Raw genomic sequence first — 16,478 nt, forward strand, 5'->3', positions numbered from 1 at the left:
CAACACTAACCGCAAACCAATGGAGCTGCTAAAGCCGTCGACAATAGCCGCCAATAAGGGCCTCAGTTATCTAACAATGTAATTACTAATGACAGGTGAATGTAGATCCGATTGATGATTCAGGCGTTAAGCATGGAATGCAAACGTACTGACAACCGTACTAATAACACTCACAGAACCAGTGTTCATGAGTCACGCTATTGAATTAATGGACTGCGCAAAAATTGGATTAACAGTAGATTTGCAACTTTTCGCATTTTGCCATTCACTCTGCAATTCATATCCATTTTCAATCCGATACTGTTGATAATCTCATTGTATGTAAAATTAACTTAAAATATGTAAGCGCATGACAAATAACAAGTTTAAAGTTTATTTTATGAATATCCTATATTGGCATGTTGTTCGCAATTACTTATACAGAGGCAATTTATAGCAGTATCTAGATTCCTCTTAATGTAACAGAGCAAGTTAATTCTCTACCCAATTTCACAATACAACATTTGATGGCTGTGAACATGATAGTTAATAACATGAGGTAAACATTATGAAATCTATTAAATCAATGATTAAAAACAATAAGAAGCAAGGCGGTTTTGTTATGACATCTGAGTTGATTTTATTATCAACTGTCATGGCAGCAGGCTTAGTAGTAGGACTTACTACAATGCGAGATTCGGTTACTGCAGAACTAGAAGATGTTGCAGAAGCGATTGGTTCGCTAGACCAAAGCTACGCATTTGACGGCATCATTAATGCTGAAAATACGGCAGAAATCAGTGGCTCAGGCTTTATCGATGCTGTGGATGTGAATGCTGGTGATGGTGCAACCTTCCAGTTTGTTGCAACCGACTTCGCAGAATCTGCTGTGTTGATTTCAAATTCACCTAGTGCAGGTGCTGCTTCGGCCTCTCAGGCTGACGGTAGTTTAGATAACTAATTTAATCTAAGTCTACGTCGGTTGTCTCACACAGAGGCAATCGGCGCCTAATCTTTAGATTAACAACATAACGCAAAGGTGCATCATGAAACGCAAATTCACAGGTAGTACGACAATAGCCATTGCACTATTCGTCACCTCCGGCGTATTGGCTTCAGCACTGGGTATTCGTCAAGTAGACCGTTTATCTACAACCACTGCGGTAGTGTTAAGCCAAGATTTGAAAGCCGGTGACACTATTACTTTATCAACACTAACAAGGAGCAAAACAGATAAATCGGATACAGAACAAAGTGTACAAAATCCACAGCAGTTACTTGGCAAAGTACTTAATGTAGCCAAACGCAAAGGTGATGTGGTTTTTGCTAACGAACTCATTTTACCCACAGTTAAATCGTTATCGTATGCAGTACCAGAGGGCCGGGTGTTATTCACACTTTCACAATTACCTACAGGCCTGCCGTTTGCCAAGCTTAATCAAGGCGACCGATTCGATATTTTAGTTCGCGGACGTAAAAGTGTCAGAACCGTTGCTCGCAACGTGCAATTAATTGGTTTACTTAAGCCGCCCAAAAAGGCCAATAACAGTAAAGGGGCAATCGACCGTTTAAATGACCAAAGTACCAGTTCATCCAATGGCGCATTAGCGCTAGTTATGGCCGTTAGACCAGGAGATGTTTATCCACTAGCCAGTATTGGTGCCAGCGATATTGTGTCTATTGTATTACACAGCGCCTACGATATTGCCAACGGAACCCAGCCGTTACTGGGAATGGCCCAAACGCACAGAGACATCATTATTCACAGTGGTAATAGCCGCAAAACGGTCAGTATTGAACGTTAATAATCCGCACAAATGGAAGTCACAATGCAGTGAGGTGAGATATGTTTAATTCCGAACATAATATTTTTTCCCCGACAACATTGAACGTCTCATCAATTCCCAACGATGAAATGCGTCGACTTAAGCAACTGCTCCATAACAGCTTAATTGATGATATGGACAACGACGACTCATTGCATTTAAAGCAACCCACTCAGCTTAAGCAGCAGCTTGAGCAACTAATCGATTTATTGCCAGGGCAACAACAACAGCCATTAAATACTTCAGATAAGGCACTCCTTATCCAGCAAGTTATCGAAGAACTACAAGGGCTAGGGCCAATTTCTGAATTAATGTTAGACCCAGCCGTTACCGACATTTTAATTAATGGTCCTTTTTCAATTTGGGTTGAGCGTCACGGAGCATTACGCAAAACAACTCAAGCGTTCGATAACGACTCGCACCTAAGACGATTTCTAGAGCGTATCGTGAGTGCGCAAGGTCGCCAGTTAGATGCTAATAATCCTATGGTGGATGCAAGATTGGCCGACGGCAGTCGTTTACATGCGGTTATACCACCGTTATGTACTATTGGCGCTGTAGTATCAATACGCCGTTTTCATCATGAAACCATTAGCGCAGAGACATTAGTGTCTAGTGGGTTTATCAGCCAAGACATTCTAACCTTTCTAGAAAAAGCCGTTATTGCAGGCATTAATATCGTTATTGCTGGTAGTGCGGGCTCAGGTAAAACCAGCTTACTTAATGTGATTTCCGGCTTTATCCCTAACAGCGAACGCGTTATCACCATTGAAGAAACGGGCGAGCTGCAACTACATCATCCGCATGTTATTCCACTGGAAAGTCGTGGAACAAACGGCGAGGGTAATGGCGAAGTGTCATTACGAGACTTAGTGAAAACGGCATTAAGAATGCGCGCTGACCGCATTATTGTTGGCGAAGTCAGGGGCGGTGAAGTATTTGATATGCTCCAAGCCATGAACTGTGGCCACGATGGAAGCCTAACGACTGTGCATGCCAATAACCCACAAGATGTGATCAACCGTCTACGCTCATTGGCCCAAATGGAAGAAGCGGCAATATGCCGTGACACCATTGATCATATGATCAGCTCATCAATACAAGTCATTGTTCAAGTTAGACGTTTTAGAGACGGTAGCCGTCGAGTAGTGAGTGTATGTGAAGTGATACAAACCGCAGCTATAACGGAGGTAAAACCACTTTTTGAGTTTCAACAACAACCGCAAACAGATCATAACCATATCGTAGGCCAACATGTTTGCAGCGCAACACAATGCCAGTTAAGCGAACAAATTGCAGCCAAAGGCTTTGATGTTACCGAGCTTAACTCGCTATTTTCGGAGGTAGATTATGCCTTGGTATGAAGTGATTGTATTGGTGGTGTTATTGGCTGTGATGCTTGTGTGTGCCAGGGCTTGGTGGTTTGCCGATGTCCAACCTAAGCAGCAAGAGCTAGAACCACAAACTAAATTAACTAGCGGAATACGCCAAAAGTTACGATTATTAGACATTAACTTAGCGCCAATTAGTGTGCTGATTGGTATTTTAACCCTATCAATATGTGCCTATATGGCGATTCATACGGCGTTTCCTCAACATCAAAGCATCGCGGTGATCATGGCATTAGCCATATTAGTCAGTAGTTATTTTGTATTAGATGACTTAGTCACATGGCGTATAAAACGGGTAGAAACTGAATTAGTAGATGCAATGGATACCATGCATTCATCACTACAAGCGGGGTTGTCACCACTACAAGCTATTTCAACCGCAGCCAGTTTAGCCAAAGGGCCATTAAAAGCAGAGCTGACAGAAATTGTCACGCGGTTGTCATCGGGTTATGACGCCAGCCAATCGGTTAATCGATTAGTCAATCGCTACAACACCGAAGGCACCCGATTATTTGCTCAAGCATTGGTAGCAAGGCATCAAACCGGCAGCGACTTTAATGCCATGTTACAAGCAGTAACGAAGCTTATGCGTCAACGTATTCAGCAGTATCACTTTATTAATAGCCAAATGTCGGGCACACGTTATGCGGCGTTCTTTTGTGGGCTTATGCCTTATGCACTTATTCCATTGTTTGTGTCGCAGGAGCAGCATTGGTTTGCACCATTACTAGATCACCCTAATGGCGCTAACTTCTTAAGCACTGCGTTGTTATTACAAATTATTGGCTTCTTTTGGTTACGTAAAGTATTAAAGGCCAACTTATGAATACATCACTTTTTACCGATCTTATTTTAGGCGTGTTATTGGTTCTAACTTGTTGGTTATTTTACTTATTCCACAATACTCGTGTCGACGATAAAGACATTACTTCTTTTGGTGACTTACTACCTTTAGACAACATTTATCCAGCAAACCTGATTAGACAAGCAGGTTTATCGGTATTTCGTAACCGGTTGCTGTATTGGTCTATTAAAATCAGCTTAGCGATTACAGCCGTTATCATGGTGCTTGAATTTATGCCGACAATGCCGGTATGGCTTCACATTCTGGTCAGCGTTATTGCCTTTTTCATGCTAGATGGCTGGTTACTGTTAAAACGCCAAATGAGAAAACAGCGCATCGATGCATCATTAGAATTTTTTATCAGTTTATTAGTGGTCTATTTACAATCCGGAACACCTCTAAGCCAGGCATTTAGACTGTCGGCAAAATATGGCTTAACCAAAGAACACCCATTAGCAGATGAGTTATTACTGCTGTCTTTAGAATTAGAGTCTGGTCGTGATAGACAACGCGCTTTTGCGGATTTAGCCAAACGAACCGGGGTGCAAAATCTGAATAAATTGGCGGCTATTATTAACATTGGTTTGCAAATTGGCTCACCATTAATCAATTGTCTGCAATCACAACTCAGTGCAATACAACAGCAACGCCAGCAATTGGTAAACAGTAAAATTAATCGAAAGTCGCTAGAAGTATTATTGCCGATGTTATTGGTGTGTTTTCCGATGTTTCTGGTGTTGGTTTTTTTCCCCGCCGCAATTCAGTTTATGGATTTGCTGAGCGTTTTAGCCGATTCATTATAAGAGGCCGCCACCATGATAAATAACATATCAACCAGGTTAAGGAAGCAGGCTGGTTTTGTACTGACCATTGAACTTATATTAATCACAACCATTTTAATTATTGGCAGTTTTGTGGGTATATCGGCGGTAAGAAACGCGCTGGTTAAATCTCAAGTGGCACAGCAAAACAGAGACATCACCGTTGCTGACAGTAATGGGGTTAAGTTAGGTAAAATGCTCAGTTTAAATGAGCACGAAACCCCAATTGTACCGTTTATTGATGGCGGCGTTGCACCATTAGCGCCCGATCCTGCACACAAAAACTACCGGGCAATTTTAGGGGTAAGGGATGACCGTTTTACCTCACGTGAACCAGTTTATTACGATTCACCTAACTGTACTGGTAACCCTTGTATTAAAGGAATTAGCGATGAAACCTCAGACAATCGAGGCGTTGATAACATTGATGCTTCCGGTGCCGTGAGTTATTTGCATGCGCTTCAAGGCGGGCCTAATTATGCCATTGGCCGATCAAACAATGCTGTGACTGGGTATTTATTTCGTTCAACACCGCAGCAATGTCCGGTGAATATAAGCCAAATTGAGTCACGCTATTTATCGCAAAAAGTGGTCTCAGGTATGCCATGCGAGTCATTTAGTGTAGAGCAAGCCGAAGCCGATGTGAGTTGCCTGGTGGGGGTAGAGTCGGGGTCATCGATCATTAATATCGGTTCTACAATTGATAACCCAGTGTGCGATCAATGCCCTGCAGGTACCGAGGCGCAAGGGGACACGTTAGACAGAAATCGCTCAACGATAGAACCACTCATCAATACTGTTTTTAGTACGTTATCGTTAACCGGTTTAGTCCCCAATGTCGATGTCACGTTAGGCGAGGTATGTTGTCCTATTGGCACTCGATTGGACGAAAACAACGATCTCATTAGCTCTGTCACCTATATTGCATTAGCCAACGCCTTTGATCTGCTAAACGTTAATTTAATCGATAACCCATTGGTCTCAAACTTACTTGCAAGTTTGGGCATACAACAAGGGACACTCAATTGTGTCGCCGATATTAATTTGCTCAGTGCTGAGCAAGTGGTTGATCCATTTAACGATAATCAAAACGTATTACAGCGTTTTACCGCGCCATTTAAGGTTAATTTACCGAGTATCAATAACGAAGATAGCTGGATTTATGTCGCGCCAGATGGCGAAGGCGATAACAGCAGATTATAGGGGAATAGGTTATGCCGCAATTACATGAGCAAACGTTGCAACAAATGTACTTAGCGTCGTTAACTGTTATAGCGGCGCATAATGAAGATAAATCAAATCAATTACTCACCCAATTAAAGGGGGATACCCAATCATTATTAGCTTGTACATGTCGGCCATTACAGGTGTCGGAGCTGCATATGCTTGAGTTTTGCCGCGATGTATTAACCTGTTTGTCTAAAGAATCAACACCGAGCCATGTGCAACATAAAATTGATCATTTGGATATTGTAGGCTGTTCTAACGATGATAATGCCGCGCCACTGGCTGACGAAGAACTTGCGTTTATTCAGCAGCAATTTAATGAGTAGATGAGTCATGATCACATATTGACAAAGCCAGTCAATGGTATCCGACAAAACCTAACATAATGGTCATCTGTGGAATCATTCCATGCCAGCAACAGATTAAAATGAGTATTGCATGACTTCATGTTAGCCACACTTATTGTTCATCAAGTTCCCCTTAAGCCTTCCTTTAAGTTTTACTTATATCAACCTAACCACTCAACAATTCTATACATCATTACGCAAATGCTATCTAAAAGAACGTCCATTTTCATATGGGCTTAACCCTAGTTCATCCCAAATATCTGAACTCTCACCTCTGATCATATTGCAGTGATGAGTGCAGTGACGAGAGCTGTGATGAATTCGTCGCGGTTTAACAATCAACCCATCGCAAATTGCTCATCATTTGCAAATTGCGAATACAGCGTTGCATTTTGCAAACCTATCAGAGTAGTAAAGCACAGCCAAAAACCATTAATCAATTTAAAGCCTTATAAAACAATGTCTTAATTTTTTGTTGATAGTTGGCATCCTACCTGCAATATCTTAATCGAGTTCCAAATAACTCTTAATTTAAAACAACACCGAGGTGACATATGAAAAAACTACATATCGCAATCGCAGCATTATTATCTTCTTCTGTAGCTATGAGCCCATCATTTGCAAGTGAAATACGTGGTGATGTTGATGTATCACTCGTTATTGGTGAAGGCTGTGCCGTAAACGGTACTACAGATGCCGGTGCTGGTATTAATAAATTTGGGTCAGTCGATTTTGGCGAGCAAAGCAACTTAGAGCTGTTTATTGATGCTGAATCGGCAGGTGCAGCAGGTGCAGGCAGTATTGAGCTGACGTGTAACACCAGCTTAGCGTACAGCGTCGCGCTTGATGATGGTTCAAACCCGCAGGCCGGTCAACGTCGTGTATCTCGCGGTGGTTTAGATTTTGTGAACTATGAACTTTATCAAGATGCAGCCCGTTCGGTTCGTTGGGGTGAAGGTCCACAGTCACAAGCCTTAACCGGAACAGGCGCAATACAACCATTAACTATTTATGGTCGTGTATTAGCAGGACAAACCACACCGGCGGCAGGTAACTATTTAGATACAGTGCGCATGACTATCTCGTGGTAAGCAACCTGCAGGGCGTCATTTTAACTCAGTAAATGACGCCGCATTCTTCATCAAACGAGGATGAACAATGATGACCAAGACATTAATCGCACTACTCAGTATGACCCCGCTGATTGTCATCGCTGAACAAGCTCAAGATATTAGCGAAATTAGCATACAGATTGAACAAGGCTGTGTGTTAGACAACGGCAGCGGTGCAACGGCGTTTGGTGCGATTAATTTTGGTGAACTGAGCAGTTTATCATATGGAGCACAAGCCACATCGACACCCGGAAGTGGTTCTATCGGCTTTAGATGCTCCCCTAATTTAAGTTACAGAATTGAACTAGGCAACGGGTTAAACGGCACCGACAGTAGCAACCGCCTGCTACTCAATAACGTGACCGGAGAAACCGTGCCATATCAATTATTTCAAGACCCTGGACGTGCGCAAATATGGGACAGCACTAATGCCGTCAGCGGTAACGCCAGTGGATTATTTGAATGGCTGCCGATATACGCCGCTATTTCGCCTCAAGCAGTGACTCCCTCAACCGGGAACTACCAAGACAGCGTAGAGGTTGTACTTATTTTTTAAGGAGAAACAAAAATGAAGCATTTAGCATCGATGATATTCGCCGGCGCATTAGTCATGAATCCTCTCAACCTTACTGCCGCTGAGTTATTGATTTCACCCGTGAATATTGATATTGCCCCAGGTGAAAAGGCAGCACTACTCAAATTGCAAAACAACAGCAATACCGCAATGAAAATTCAAGTGCGTGTGCGTCAGTGGGACGCACACAACAGTAAACAAGATAAACCCAAAGTGGTGGTGAGTCCGTCATCACTCAATATTTTACCGGGCAAACAGCAAGTGGTGAGAATTGTTAACACCGGCCCCGCAAGTGATATTAACAACGAACGTTTGTATCGGGTGTTTTTAGATGAAATTCCAGATATGCAAAACACTTCTGATCAAGGGTTATTACTGCAAGTTCGTTATGCTTTACCGTTGTTTATTGGTGGCCCAGACTTATCGGTCGCGCGCACTGAAAATTTTGACCAATTAACCAGTATCTGGAACCGCGCGTTAACCTATTCGTACAACAAGCAATCCAATCAGTTGGCTTTTAAGAACCAGGCAAACGGCCACGCCAGAATATCTAAAGTTCGTTACACCAACGGCAGCGACAAAGAGAGCGTTGTATTCGGTGGCTTACTTGGCTATGTCCAAGCCAACAGTCAGGCAGCGTTTAATGTGTCGCCCGTTGCGCTTACCTCTTCGTCGAAACTATTCGCAGAAATCAATGGTGTCGATGTGGAGATTAACCACGATGGGAGGTAACAATGAAAAAACTAACCAAAGTTATCTTAGTCGCTGCAAGCACCTACACCAGCGCTGTTTCTGCTGAAACCTTATATTTAGACGTGTACCTTAATGGCGTCCAGGTTAACCAACTTATTGAGTTTAATCATATCCAAAATCATTTTTGGAGCACTGAAAACGTTCTAGGCGGTTCATCTTTAGCTGAGTATGCCAGTGGCTTAAGTGGTCGTGTAGACTACTGTAATTTACAAGCCGTATCGTGTGTTTATAGCTACGAAACTCAACGCCTTTATCTTACCGCTGACATCGATTTATTTCCTGCCCAGGTGATTAACAGTAAAAAAAGAACCTCTATTCCTATTACGCGCTCAAGCGGTGCCCTGGTGAATTACGATATGTATTATCGCGATTACCAATCTGGCACAACCACCGTTGATTTACTGCAACAATGGCGTGCGTTTGGCGATTTGGGCGTATTCGAAACCACGGCAAATTACCGTAAAGAGCTCGGTGGAAGTGATAACAGCACCGTTGATGAAGGGATGATCCGCTACGACAGTTTTTGGCAATATAACGACGAAGAAAATATGCGTTACTGGCGTGTCGGTGACATGATCAGTGGCGGTAATCCTTGGGCTCGTCAAGTCAGAATGGGCGGGATTAAACTGTCGCGTCGTTTTGAGCTAGATCCACAATATGTAAGTTACCCATATCCTGAATTTATCGGGAGTGCTGTGTTGCCGTCAGATGTTGAAGTGTTTGTTAATAATTACAAAATGTATTCTGGCAATGTAGAACCCGGAAATTTTATTTTAGACAGCGAACCCACGGTGAATGGTTTCGCCAGTGCTAGCATTGTCACCACTGACATTAATGGCCAGGCGGTTAGCCGAGATTTACAATTTTATGTTGCGCCAGAGCTGCTTAAGCAAGGCGTGTACGACTACGACCTTAACTTAGGGGTACTAAGACAAGGTTTTGGTCTTGACTCATTTAACTATGACTCAGATCTCACCGCTATTGCCGATGTACGTTACGGCTTAACCGACAACATGTCGGTGTCTTCGCATGCCGAACTGAGCAAAGATGTGTACAACGTAGGTGTTGGTGCCGATTTTACCCTGGGTAATCTGGGGGTATTTTCGTTTGCGGCAGCCCATGGGCAAGACAAAAATAACAGCGGTTGGTTAGGCCTCGCTGGTTATCGTTTTCAAGCCAATAACTGGGGGTTTTCTGCCCAAGTTAAGCAACAGCAACAAGGTTATCGTGACACGGGGTCAACCCAATTTGTGTCGCAAATCGAACGTGAAGTGCAAGCTAATGCCGCATACTCATTTGATAATGGCGTTTCTGTTGGTGTGGGTTATTTTGATATCACTAAGTTCGATGACGACAACCGTCGCCTGGTATCTGCTTTTTATAATCAATCAATCGACACAGCCTCTATTTCAGCGAGTGTTAACTGGGATCCAGACCGCGACGATGTTAGTGTTGGGTTAAATTTATCGATCCCATTTGGTACTCGTTCACGTGCTAGCGTCAGCCATGTGCGTGACAATAAAGGTGAAGACCGGACCGTTGCCTCAGCCTCATTTGCCCGCAATGGCAACCGTGGTTTTAGAGGTAACGTAAGTAATGTTGTTGGCACCGGTGATTTTTCAGCTAACGGCAGCTGGAGAGGTGACAAAGTTGAATTAACCGGTGGGTACTATAACCGTGGTGGTTCAAGTGGCCATTGGGGTCAAGCATCGGGGTCATTAATTTGGTCTAAAAGTCGTTTCTTGTTAGGTAATCGCGTAGCAGATACTTTTGCCGTGGTATCAACAGGTGGTATTGCAGATGTGCCGGTATTAATTGAAAACCAGGAAGTAGGTGAGTCAGACGATGACGGTATGTTATTGGTTACTGGCCTTGCATCATATAATCCTGTCAATATCAGCATTAACACCAAATCATTACCGTTAGACACCAATGTGGTGAACGATCAAATACAAGTGATGGCAGCAGAAAGCCATGGTGTAGATGTCAATTTTGAACTGTATCAAACCAAAGCGGCCATTGTGATTGTGAACGACGAGCAAGGTCAGCCTATTCCTGTTGGTGCATTAGCGACCCTTAATGGTGAGCAAAATGGAGGCTTTGTTGGCTGGGATGGTGAGTTATATCTTGAAAAACTACTAGACAACAACACCTTAACCCTTATATGGGACGGTAAGCAGTGTGTACTTGAGTTTGCCTACAGCAAGCAAGAAGATGACATTCCTGTTCTTGGCCCATTGGTATGTGCGCCTGAAGTAGCCAATGCACTGGTAATGATAAACGATCAACAAGGCCAACCGGTACCCGCAGGAACCTTAGCCATTATTAATGATCAACTTGAACCACAAGTTGTCGGTAAAAATGGTCAGTTGTCATTATCATCGCTTACGGCGCAAAACATCGTCACCCTTAACTGGGCTGATCAGCAATGTTCTGCAGAGTTTGAATACCGTAAAACGGATGAGCAAACACCCGTAATCGGCCCAATTACCTGCGAACCTAAACAGTTCATTGCGACTGTGATTGTTAACGACAGCAAAGGTAACCCAATCCCTGCAGGTGCCAGCGCCATAATTAACAGTGATGAGCAACCACAGACTGTAGCGCATCACGGTGAAGTTTATCCGCAAGCACTACAAGCGGAAAATCAAATGGTATTGCAATGGGATAATAAACAATGCTCAGTTGAGTTTAGTTATACCCAAATCAATCATCAAAAAGCCATCATTGGGCCATTGGTATGCCAACATGCAGACAGTATGGCTAATGTCGCATCGCCTGAAACCCAGACAGACTCTAAGCCTGAAACGCTTGACGCCATCAACACGGTTGCTATCGATGTTCGTCCAAGTCATACAAACACGCCAAGCCATGTAGAAAAGCAAACTCATGTCGACGCACAAAGCATGCAAGCCATGGTTAACACTCAGGCATCTGTGAGCTTTTATGCTCCTGTTGATACTCAAGTAGCCGTAGATACTCAAGCTGTATTGGATACACAAGCAGCGCAGAGTGCAGAGGATGCAGTGAATACTCAGGTATCAGTCAGTAATGAGGCATCTGCTAATGAGGTGATAGTGAATACCCAAGCGGATATTAACACTCAAGCTAGCGTTAACGTTCGAACTCATGTTAACACTCAAGCATTGGTTATAGAGCAACATCAGAACAGTATAAACCTGGAGTACATATCAGCTACAGTGCAACAGGTTGCCTCACAGTTAACGTTAACCGCTCAAACACCAGCGATAGCGTCAACCGACTACCCCGCTATTACAGAGATGAGCCAAATCCATAGCGATACCTTAATCGTAATAGCACAACAATTTGTAACAGATACAGCCAAGTGGTTTTATGAAAACAAGCGACTTTATGCAAACAAGTGGATTAAAGAACAACAAGTCGCTGTTTATACCGCCATCGCTGGTACTCAAAGCATCGACGTTACTCATACCACTATCCCGAAAGCCGCTAAACAGGCCGGAAGCATGAAAAGGCTTAATCAAGCAACCATTAATGCTATGGAACTTAATCGGATAAACGAAGCGTTGCTTGCAAAGGGCAACAGGTATGCAGTTAAAAAAATGAGAACAAGCATGGCCTCAATGGTATACATGCCTAATGCGCCGAATCGGTACAAGCAACGGCGACGGTATTACGCCAGTATCCATCATTTAAAACACCATGACTCGAAGCTACAACAAGCACCACCACAACGATATTTAATGTACCAACCACGCACAAGTTTCATTACACAGCAAAGTAAAGGGGAAACAGTATGAACATAATAAGCAAACTGTGTTGTACAGCCGTTATGGTGTTCACATGCCAACATGTTTACGCAGACTGTGTTGTGGGCGGTAACAGTAATCAAAACCTAGGCACGTTTAGTTCAGCGTCAATTTCCACCGGTATTGTAGAAACATCGTTTAGCTCAGACTTTGGCTGTTCAGGTTTTGTTAACTTATTGGATTTTAGTGAAATTGATGCCACGTTAGTGGGAGCTGATTTTCAATTGAGCACTGTTAATGGAGATGCAATACCATATACACTTTATACCGCACCAGAACGTACCGACCCGTTTACCCTTAACGAAACAGTCAGCTTTGGCTCTTTCAATCTATTGGATTTACTGGGCCTATTTGGCGACGATGGTACCATTCCTATTTACCTGTCTACGGGAACTGCGAATGTAGGTGTGGGTACCTATAACGACACCATCTCAGTGCTATGGCAATGGGATTATTGCTCAGGAATTGGCTTATTGGGGATCTGCTTAGGACGTGACAATGGCTCAGCCACCGTGGTGATTAACGTACAACTTACCGTAACCGCAAGTTGCAGCGTGCAAACATCAGACGTGTCGTTAGGCGCTGTGACGTACCTAGGCGCAGCCCACAGTGCCATATTGCCGCTAGACATTAACTGTACCAAACAGCTGAGCTATCAATACTTTGTCGACGGTGGAGACAACTTCAGTACCGGTACACGTAACATGGTATTTAACAGCGATAATATCGGTTATAAAATCACTACTACCGATGGCAATACACTCATCGGCCCAGACTTAGCAGCAAGCGTTGCCGGTGTTGGTATTGGTAACAACCAAGCCTTCCAGTTTTTGGTTGAAACTCTAGTAGAAGACCGATTTCCCGCCCCTGGCTTATATCGTGATCAAGTCAGGGTAATAGTAGAGTTTTAATCTGAGAGCTAACGTTATTAAAATAAGCAGCCAGAGCTGCTTATTTTTTTATTGTTTATACAAAGTCAGCCTTGTCCAAGACTTGCTTTAATCTGGCAAAGGTCTGCATTGAGTCATTTGCGGGCATGGGTGTGAATAAATCAAGCTATGATGGAGTATTTTGAACCTTTAGGGCAAGTGTTTGCTAAGCAAAGAAAGTGATGGTTCTTCAAAATAAAAAACACCAAGATTATGTTATGGATTGTTGTATTTTATTGAATTTATCATAATCGTAGAGTTCAACATGTGGTAATCTTTGTACAAATATTTTATCGATAATTACTAGCATGATCTACTTTGATACCGCAGCCTCATATCCTCTATTGCCTGAAGTTAAAATTTCTTTGATGAATGCGTTTGAGACATTTTATGCAAATTCAGCATCGAGTCATTTAATGGGTTCAATTGTTCAAAAAGAAATTGATCAAGTAAGAGAAAAACTAGCGGATTCAATCGGTGCTTATCCAAGTGAAATTGTGTTTACTAGTGGCGCAACGGAATCAAATAACATCGCTTTTAAAAGCTTGCTGTTAAGTGGTGATATCCCTGCAGGAAAAAACCATATAATCACCTCCACAATTGAGCACAAATGCGTATTAGCGATATGTGATTATTTTAAATCGATTGGTTTTGAAGTGACTTACATTAAACCTAATGTAGATGGCATTATTTGCCCGAATGATGTTAAGGCTGCCATTAACGAAAAAACGGCATTAGTGTCAATCATGCACGTTAATAACGAATTAGGCACAATTAATCCGATTGGTGAAATCGGTAAATTATGCTCTGAAAACAATGTTATATTCCATTCAGATGCAGCCCAGAGTTATGGGAAAACAGAGATCGATGTCGATGATTTTAATATAGATGTCATGTCATTTTCCGCACACAAAGTCGGTGGACCTAAAGGCATTGGCGCGATCTACATACGAGATTTACGCCACAGAAAACTTTTGCCAGTTATTCATGGCGCTGGCCAAGAGCAAGGTTTGAGGGGCGGAACAATTGCTGCGCCGTTGATTATTGGTTATGGCACCGCGATTGATTTATTCCCGAAATATTACCAATCGTTTTCTGAAATGCGCATAAAAGAGTACTTAATTGAAGGGCTCATTAATGAAGGGATTGGCTTTAACATAAATGGCCGAACTAAAGCATTACCTCATTGTTTGTCCTTAACACTATTGAATACCAACGTAGCGTTAATGATCAGAGAAAATGATCAGACAATTAGTTTAGCTCAAGGCTCCGCTTGTTCTTCAAAAGAAATCGAAGCTTCGCATGTATTAACATCACTAGGTTTAACGCGTGAACAAGCTGAAGATACTATTAGACTAAGTTTTCCACTTGATGTGACATTTGAAGAAATCGATACATTTATCAAAGCTGTAAAAAAAGCGACTAGATAGTTAATGCCGATCAGTTAAGCGGTAAAACGAGAAAATTTAACGATCGGTTGACCGATCTTTCTAGTCTGCGAAAATCCGATAATCTTTATTATCGGATTTTTTTATGGAACTTTCAGAAGCCCTTGCTCGCACCTCAATTAATCGTCTAACTGAGTTTTCATCTCTCGCTGATGTTCTTGAACCCGATATTATTCAATCTTGCCTTAATTCAAATGGCGTGGCGACATTAAGGCGACGTAAATTACCCATGGACGCGATGGTTTGGGCTGTTATAGGCATGTCTTTATTTCGCTCAGAATCCGTCCGTCAATTGATTAATAAGCTTGATATTGTGTTGCCACAAGAGGTTGATTATGTCGCTCGAAGTGCCGTAACGCAGGCGAGAAAAAAGCTAGGTAGTGATGTGGTTCGCGATATATTTCATCGTTCAGCAGCCACATGGCATCAACGGGCTGAACATCCACATTGGTGTGGCTTGAATCTTTTTGGGGTTGATGGCGTGGTATGGCGCACACCTGAAACCAAAGAAAACAGTGCTGCGTTTGCGCGTACAGCAAACAAAGCGTGTGAGTCGGGTTACCCGCAAGTTCGCATGGTTTGCATGATGGAGCTCAGCAGTCATTTACTCGTAGATAGTGCCTTTGACAGTGTTGCTGAAAATGAAATGAACTTAGCCGCTAAGCTTATCGCTCGTGTGCCTGATAATAGCTTAACCTTGTTTGATAAAGGTTTTTACTCTTTAGGTTTATTACACGATTGGCAGTCAAAAGGAGAAAATACTCACTGGTTACTGCCATTAAAAAAAGGCACTCAATATGAAGAAATTCGCAGCTTAGGTAAGCACGATAAACTGGTGAGGCTGAGTACCACGCCTCAATCAAGGAAAAAACGCCCTGAACTTCCACTGACGATAGAAGCCAGATTAACCACCCGTCAGGTGAAAGGAAAACAAGTCAGCATTCTGAGTTCAATGCTTGACCCAATGGCGTATCCGAGCGCTGAAATTGTGGATTTATATGCCCATCGATGGGAAATTGAACTGGGCTATCGAGAGATGAAACAGTATTTATTAGAAAGCCGATTTACGCTACGAAGCAACTTACCTGAGTTAATACACCAAGAGTTATGGGGGTTATTATTGGCCTATAATTTAATTCGATACAAAATGATATTGATGGCAAAATCCCTTAAAAGCGTCTTTCCAAATCAACTCAGTTTTAGAGATGCTTCTTCTCATATCATCAACAAACTGACTAATATGCCGTTATACGCACCAGGAAATGTGCCGAAACTGATTTTGGATATAGAAAGGAATGCGAAGCAATTTAAGTTGGAAGGTAAGCGAGAAAGAAATTATCCACGATGTTTAAAAGTCAGTAAAAATAAGTATCCTGTAGCAAAAAGAAAAAATGCCGCTCACCTTAAGTGAACGGCATTAACTAGATAGTCGCTTT

Annotated in this window: 14 protein-coding genes; all 14 read left to right on the forward strand. The window is 42.6% G+C overall.

Annotated elements, in window-relative coordinates:
- Positions 1–547 precede the first annotated feature (547 nt).
- Entirely contained in the window at positions 548–940 is a 393-nt protein-coding gene (locus CXF88_RS12445) for a hypothetical protein (protein ID WP_101087119.1), read from the forward strand.
- Between the two features lie 85 nt (positions 941–1,025).
- A complete protein-coding gene (locus CXF88_RS12450; RefSeq protein WP_101087120.1) occupies positions 1,026–1,784 on the forward strand; it encodes an SAF domain-containing protein in 759 nt (252 codons plus the stop codon).
- Positions 1,785–1,825: 41 nt separating this feature from the next.
- Complete coding sequence (locus CXF88_RS12455) at positions 1,826–3,169, forward strand: CpaF family protein (RefSeq protein ID WP_101087121.1); 1,344 nt, start codon at positions 1,826–1,828, stop codon at positions 3,167–3,169.
- Positions 3,156–4,022 (forward strand): type II secretion system F family protein, encoded by an 867-nt coding sequence (locus tag CXF88_RS12460; protein WP_101087122.1) that lies wholly within the window; start codon positions 3,156–3,158, stop codon positions 4,020–4,022. Before CXF88_RS12455 ends, CXF88_RS12460 begins: the two co-directional genes overlap by 14 nt.
- Positions 4,019–4,843 carry a type II secretion system F family protein gene (locus CXF88_RS12465; RefSeq protein ID WP_101087123.1) on the forward strand — a complete coding sequence of 275 codons (825 nt, stop codon included), beginning with the start codon at positions 4,019–4,021 and terminating at the stop codon, positions 4,841–4,843. Before CXF88_RS12460 ends, CXF88_RS12465 begins: the two co-directional genes overlap by 4 nt.
- A gap of 12 nt (positions 4,844–4,855) precedes the next feature.
- Positions 4,856–6,064: a hypothetical protein gene (locus CXF88_RS12470; RefSeq protein ID WP_101087124.1), complete on the forward strand. Its 1,209-nt coding sequence runs from the start codon at positions 4,856–4,858 to the stop codon at positions 6,062–6,064.
- Positions 6,065–6,075: 11 nt separating this feature from the next.
- Positions 6,076–6,414 (forward strand): hypothetical protein, encoded by a 339-nt coding sequence (locus CXF88_RS12475; protein WP_101087125.1) that lies wholly within the window; start codon positions 6,076–6,078, stop codon positions 6,412–6,414.
- Positions 6,415–6,989: 575 nt separating this feature from the next.
- Positions 6,990–7,526, forward strand: a complete 537-nt coding sequence (locus tag CXF88_RS12480) for a spore coat U domain-containing protein (RefSeq protein ID WP_101087126.1) — start codon at positions 6,990–6,992, stop codon at positions 7,524–7,526.
- Between the two features lie 67 nt (positions 7,527–7,593).
- Positions 7,594–8,103 (forward strand): spore coat U domain-containing protein, encoded by a 510-nt coding sequence (locus CXF88_RS12485; protein WP_101087127.1) that lies wholly within the window; start codon positions 7,594–7,596, stop codon positions 8,101–8,103.
- A 12-nt stretch (positions 8,104–8,115) separates the two neighbouring features.
- Positions 8,116–8,853, forward strand: coding sequence for a fimbria/pilus periplasmic chaperone (locus tag CXF88_RS12490; RefSeq protein ID WP_101087128.1), 738 nt, complete (start codon positions 8,116–8,118; stop codon positions 8,851–8,853).
- A gap of 2 nt (positions 8,854–8,855) precedes the next feature.
- The gene (locus tag CXF88_RS12495) at positions 8,856–12,656 is read left to right on the forward strand and encodes a FimD/PapC C-terminal domain-containing protein (RefSeq protein WP_101087129.1); all 3,801 of its coding nucleotides are present in this window, start codon (positions 8,856–8,858) and stop codon (positions 12,654–12,656) included.
- Positions 12,653–13,576, forward strand: coding sequence for a spore coat protein U domain-containing protein (locus CXF88_RS12500; RefSeq protein WP_101087130.1), 924 nt, complete (start codon positions 12,653–12,655; stop codon positions 13,574–13,576). Before CXF88_RS12495 ends, CXF88_RS12500 begins: the two co-directional genes overlap by 4 nt.
- A gap of 326 nt (positions 13,577–13,902) precedes the next feature.
- On the forward strand, positions 13,903–15,024 hold the full coding sequence (locus CXF88_RS12505) for a cysteine desulfurase family protein (protein ID WP_101087131.1): 1,122 nt from the start codon (positions 13,903–13,905) through the stop codon (positions 15,022–15,024).
- Between the two features lie 103 nt (positions 15,025–15,127).
- Positions 15,128–16,453 (forward strand): IS4 family transposase, encoded by a 1,326-nt coding sequence (locus CXF88_RS12510; protein ID WP_101087132.1) that lies wholly within the window; start codon positions 15,128–15,130, stop codon positions 16,451–16,453.
- The last annotated feature ends 25 nt before the right edge of the window (positions 16,454–16,478 follow it).

Origin of the sequence: Shewanella sp. ALD9 (assembly GCF_002836315.1) — a bacterium.
Classification (GTDB): Bacteria; Pseudomonadota; Gammaproteobacteria; order Enterobacterales; family Shewanellaceae; genus Shewanella.

Bases quoted from the DNA above. Each gene is read 5' to 3' on its own strand.
- CXF88_RS12445 (WP_101087119.1), top strand. From the start codon at position 548: ATGAAATCTATTAAATCAATGATTAAAAACAATAAGAAGCAAGGCGGT.
- CXF88_RS12460 (WP_101087122.1), top strand. From the start codon at position 3,156: ATGCCTTGGTATGAAGTGATTGTATTGGTGGTGTTATTGGCTGTGATG.
- CXF88_RS12470 (WP_101087124.1), top strand. From the start codon at position 4,856: ATGATAAATAACATATCAACCAGGTTAAGGAAGCAGGCTGGTTTTGTA.
- CXF88_RS12480 (WP_101087126.1), top strand. From the start codon at position 6,990: ATGAAAAAACTACATATCGCAATCGCAGCATTATTATCTTCTTCTGTA.
- CXF88_RS12500 (WP_101087130.1), top strand. From the start codon at position 12,653: ATGAACATAATAAGCAAACTGTGTTGTACAGCCGTTATGGTGTTCACA.
- CXF88_RS12490 (WP_101087128.1), top strand. From the start codon at position 8,116: ATGAAGCATTTAGCATCGATGATATTCGCCGGCGCATTAGTCATGAAT.
- CXF88_RS12455 (WP_101087121.1), top strand. From the start codon at position 1,826: ATGTTTAATTCCGAACATAATATTTTTTCCCCGACAACATTGAACGTC.
- CXF88_RS12510 (WP_101087132.1), top strand. From the start codon at position 15,128: ATGGAACTTTCAGAAGCCCTTGCTCGCACCTCAATTAATCGTCTAACT.
- CXF88_RS12450 (WP_101087120.1), top strand. From the start codon at position 1,026: ATGAAACGCAAATTCACAGGTAGTACGACAATAGCCATTGCACTATTC.
- CXF88_RS12495 (WP_101087129.1), top strand. From the start codon at position 8,856: ATGAAAAAACTAACCAAAGTTATCTTAGTCGCTGCAAGCACCTACACC.
- CXF88_RS12505 (WP_101087131.1), top strand. From the start codon at position 13,903: ATGATCTACTTTGATACCGCAGCCTCATATCCTCTATTGCCTGAAGTT.
- CXF88_RS12475 (WP_101087125.1), top strand. From the start codon at position 6,076: ATGCCGCAATTACATGAGCAAACGTTGCAACAAATGTACTTAGCGTCG.
- CXF88_RS12485 (WP_101087127.1), top strand. From the start codon at position 7,594: ATGATGACCAAGACATTAATCGCACTACTCAGTATGACCCCGCTGATT.
- CXF88_RS12465 (WP_101087123.1), top strand. From the start codon at position 4,019: ATGAATACATCACTTTTTACCGATCTTATTTTAGGCGTGTTATTGGTT.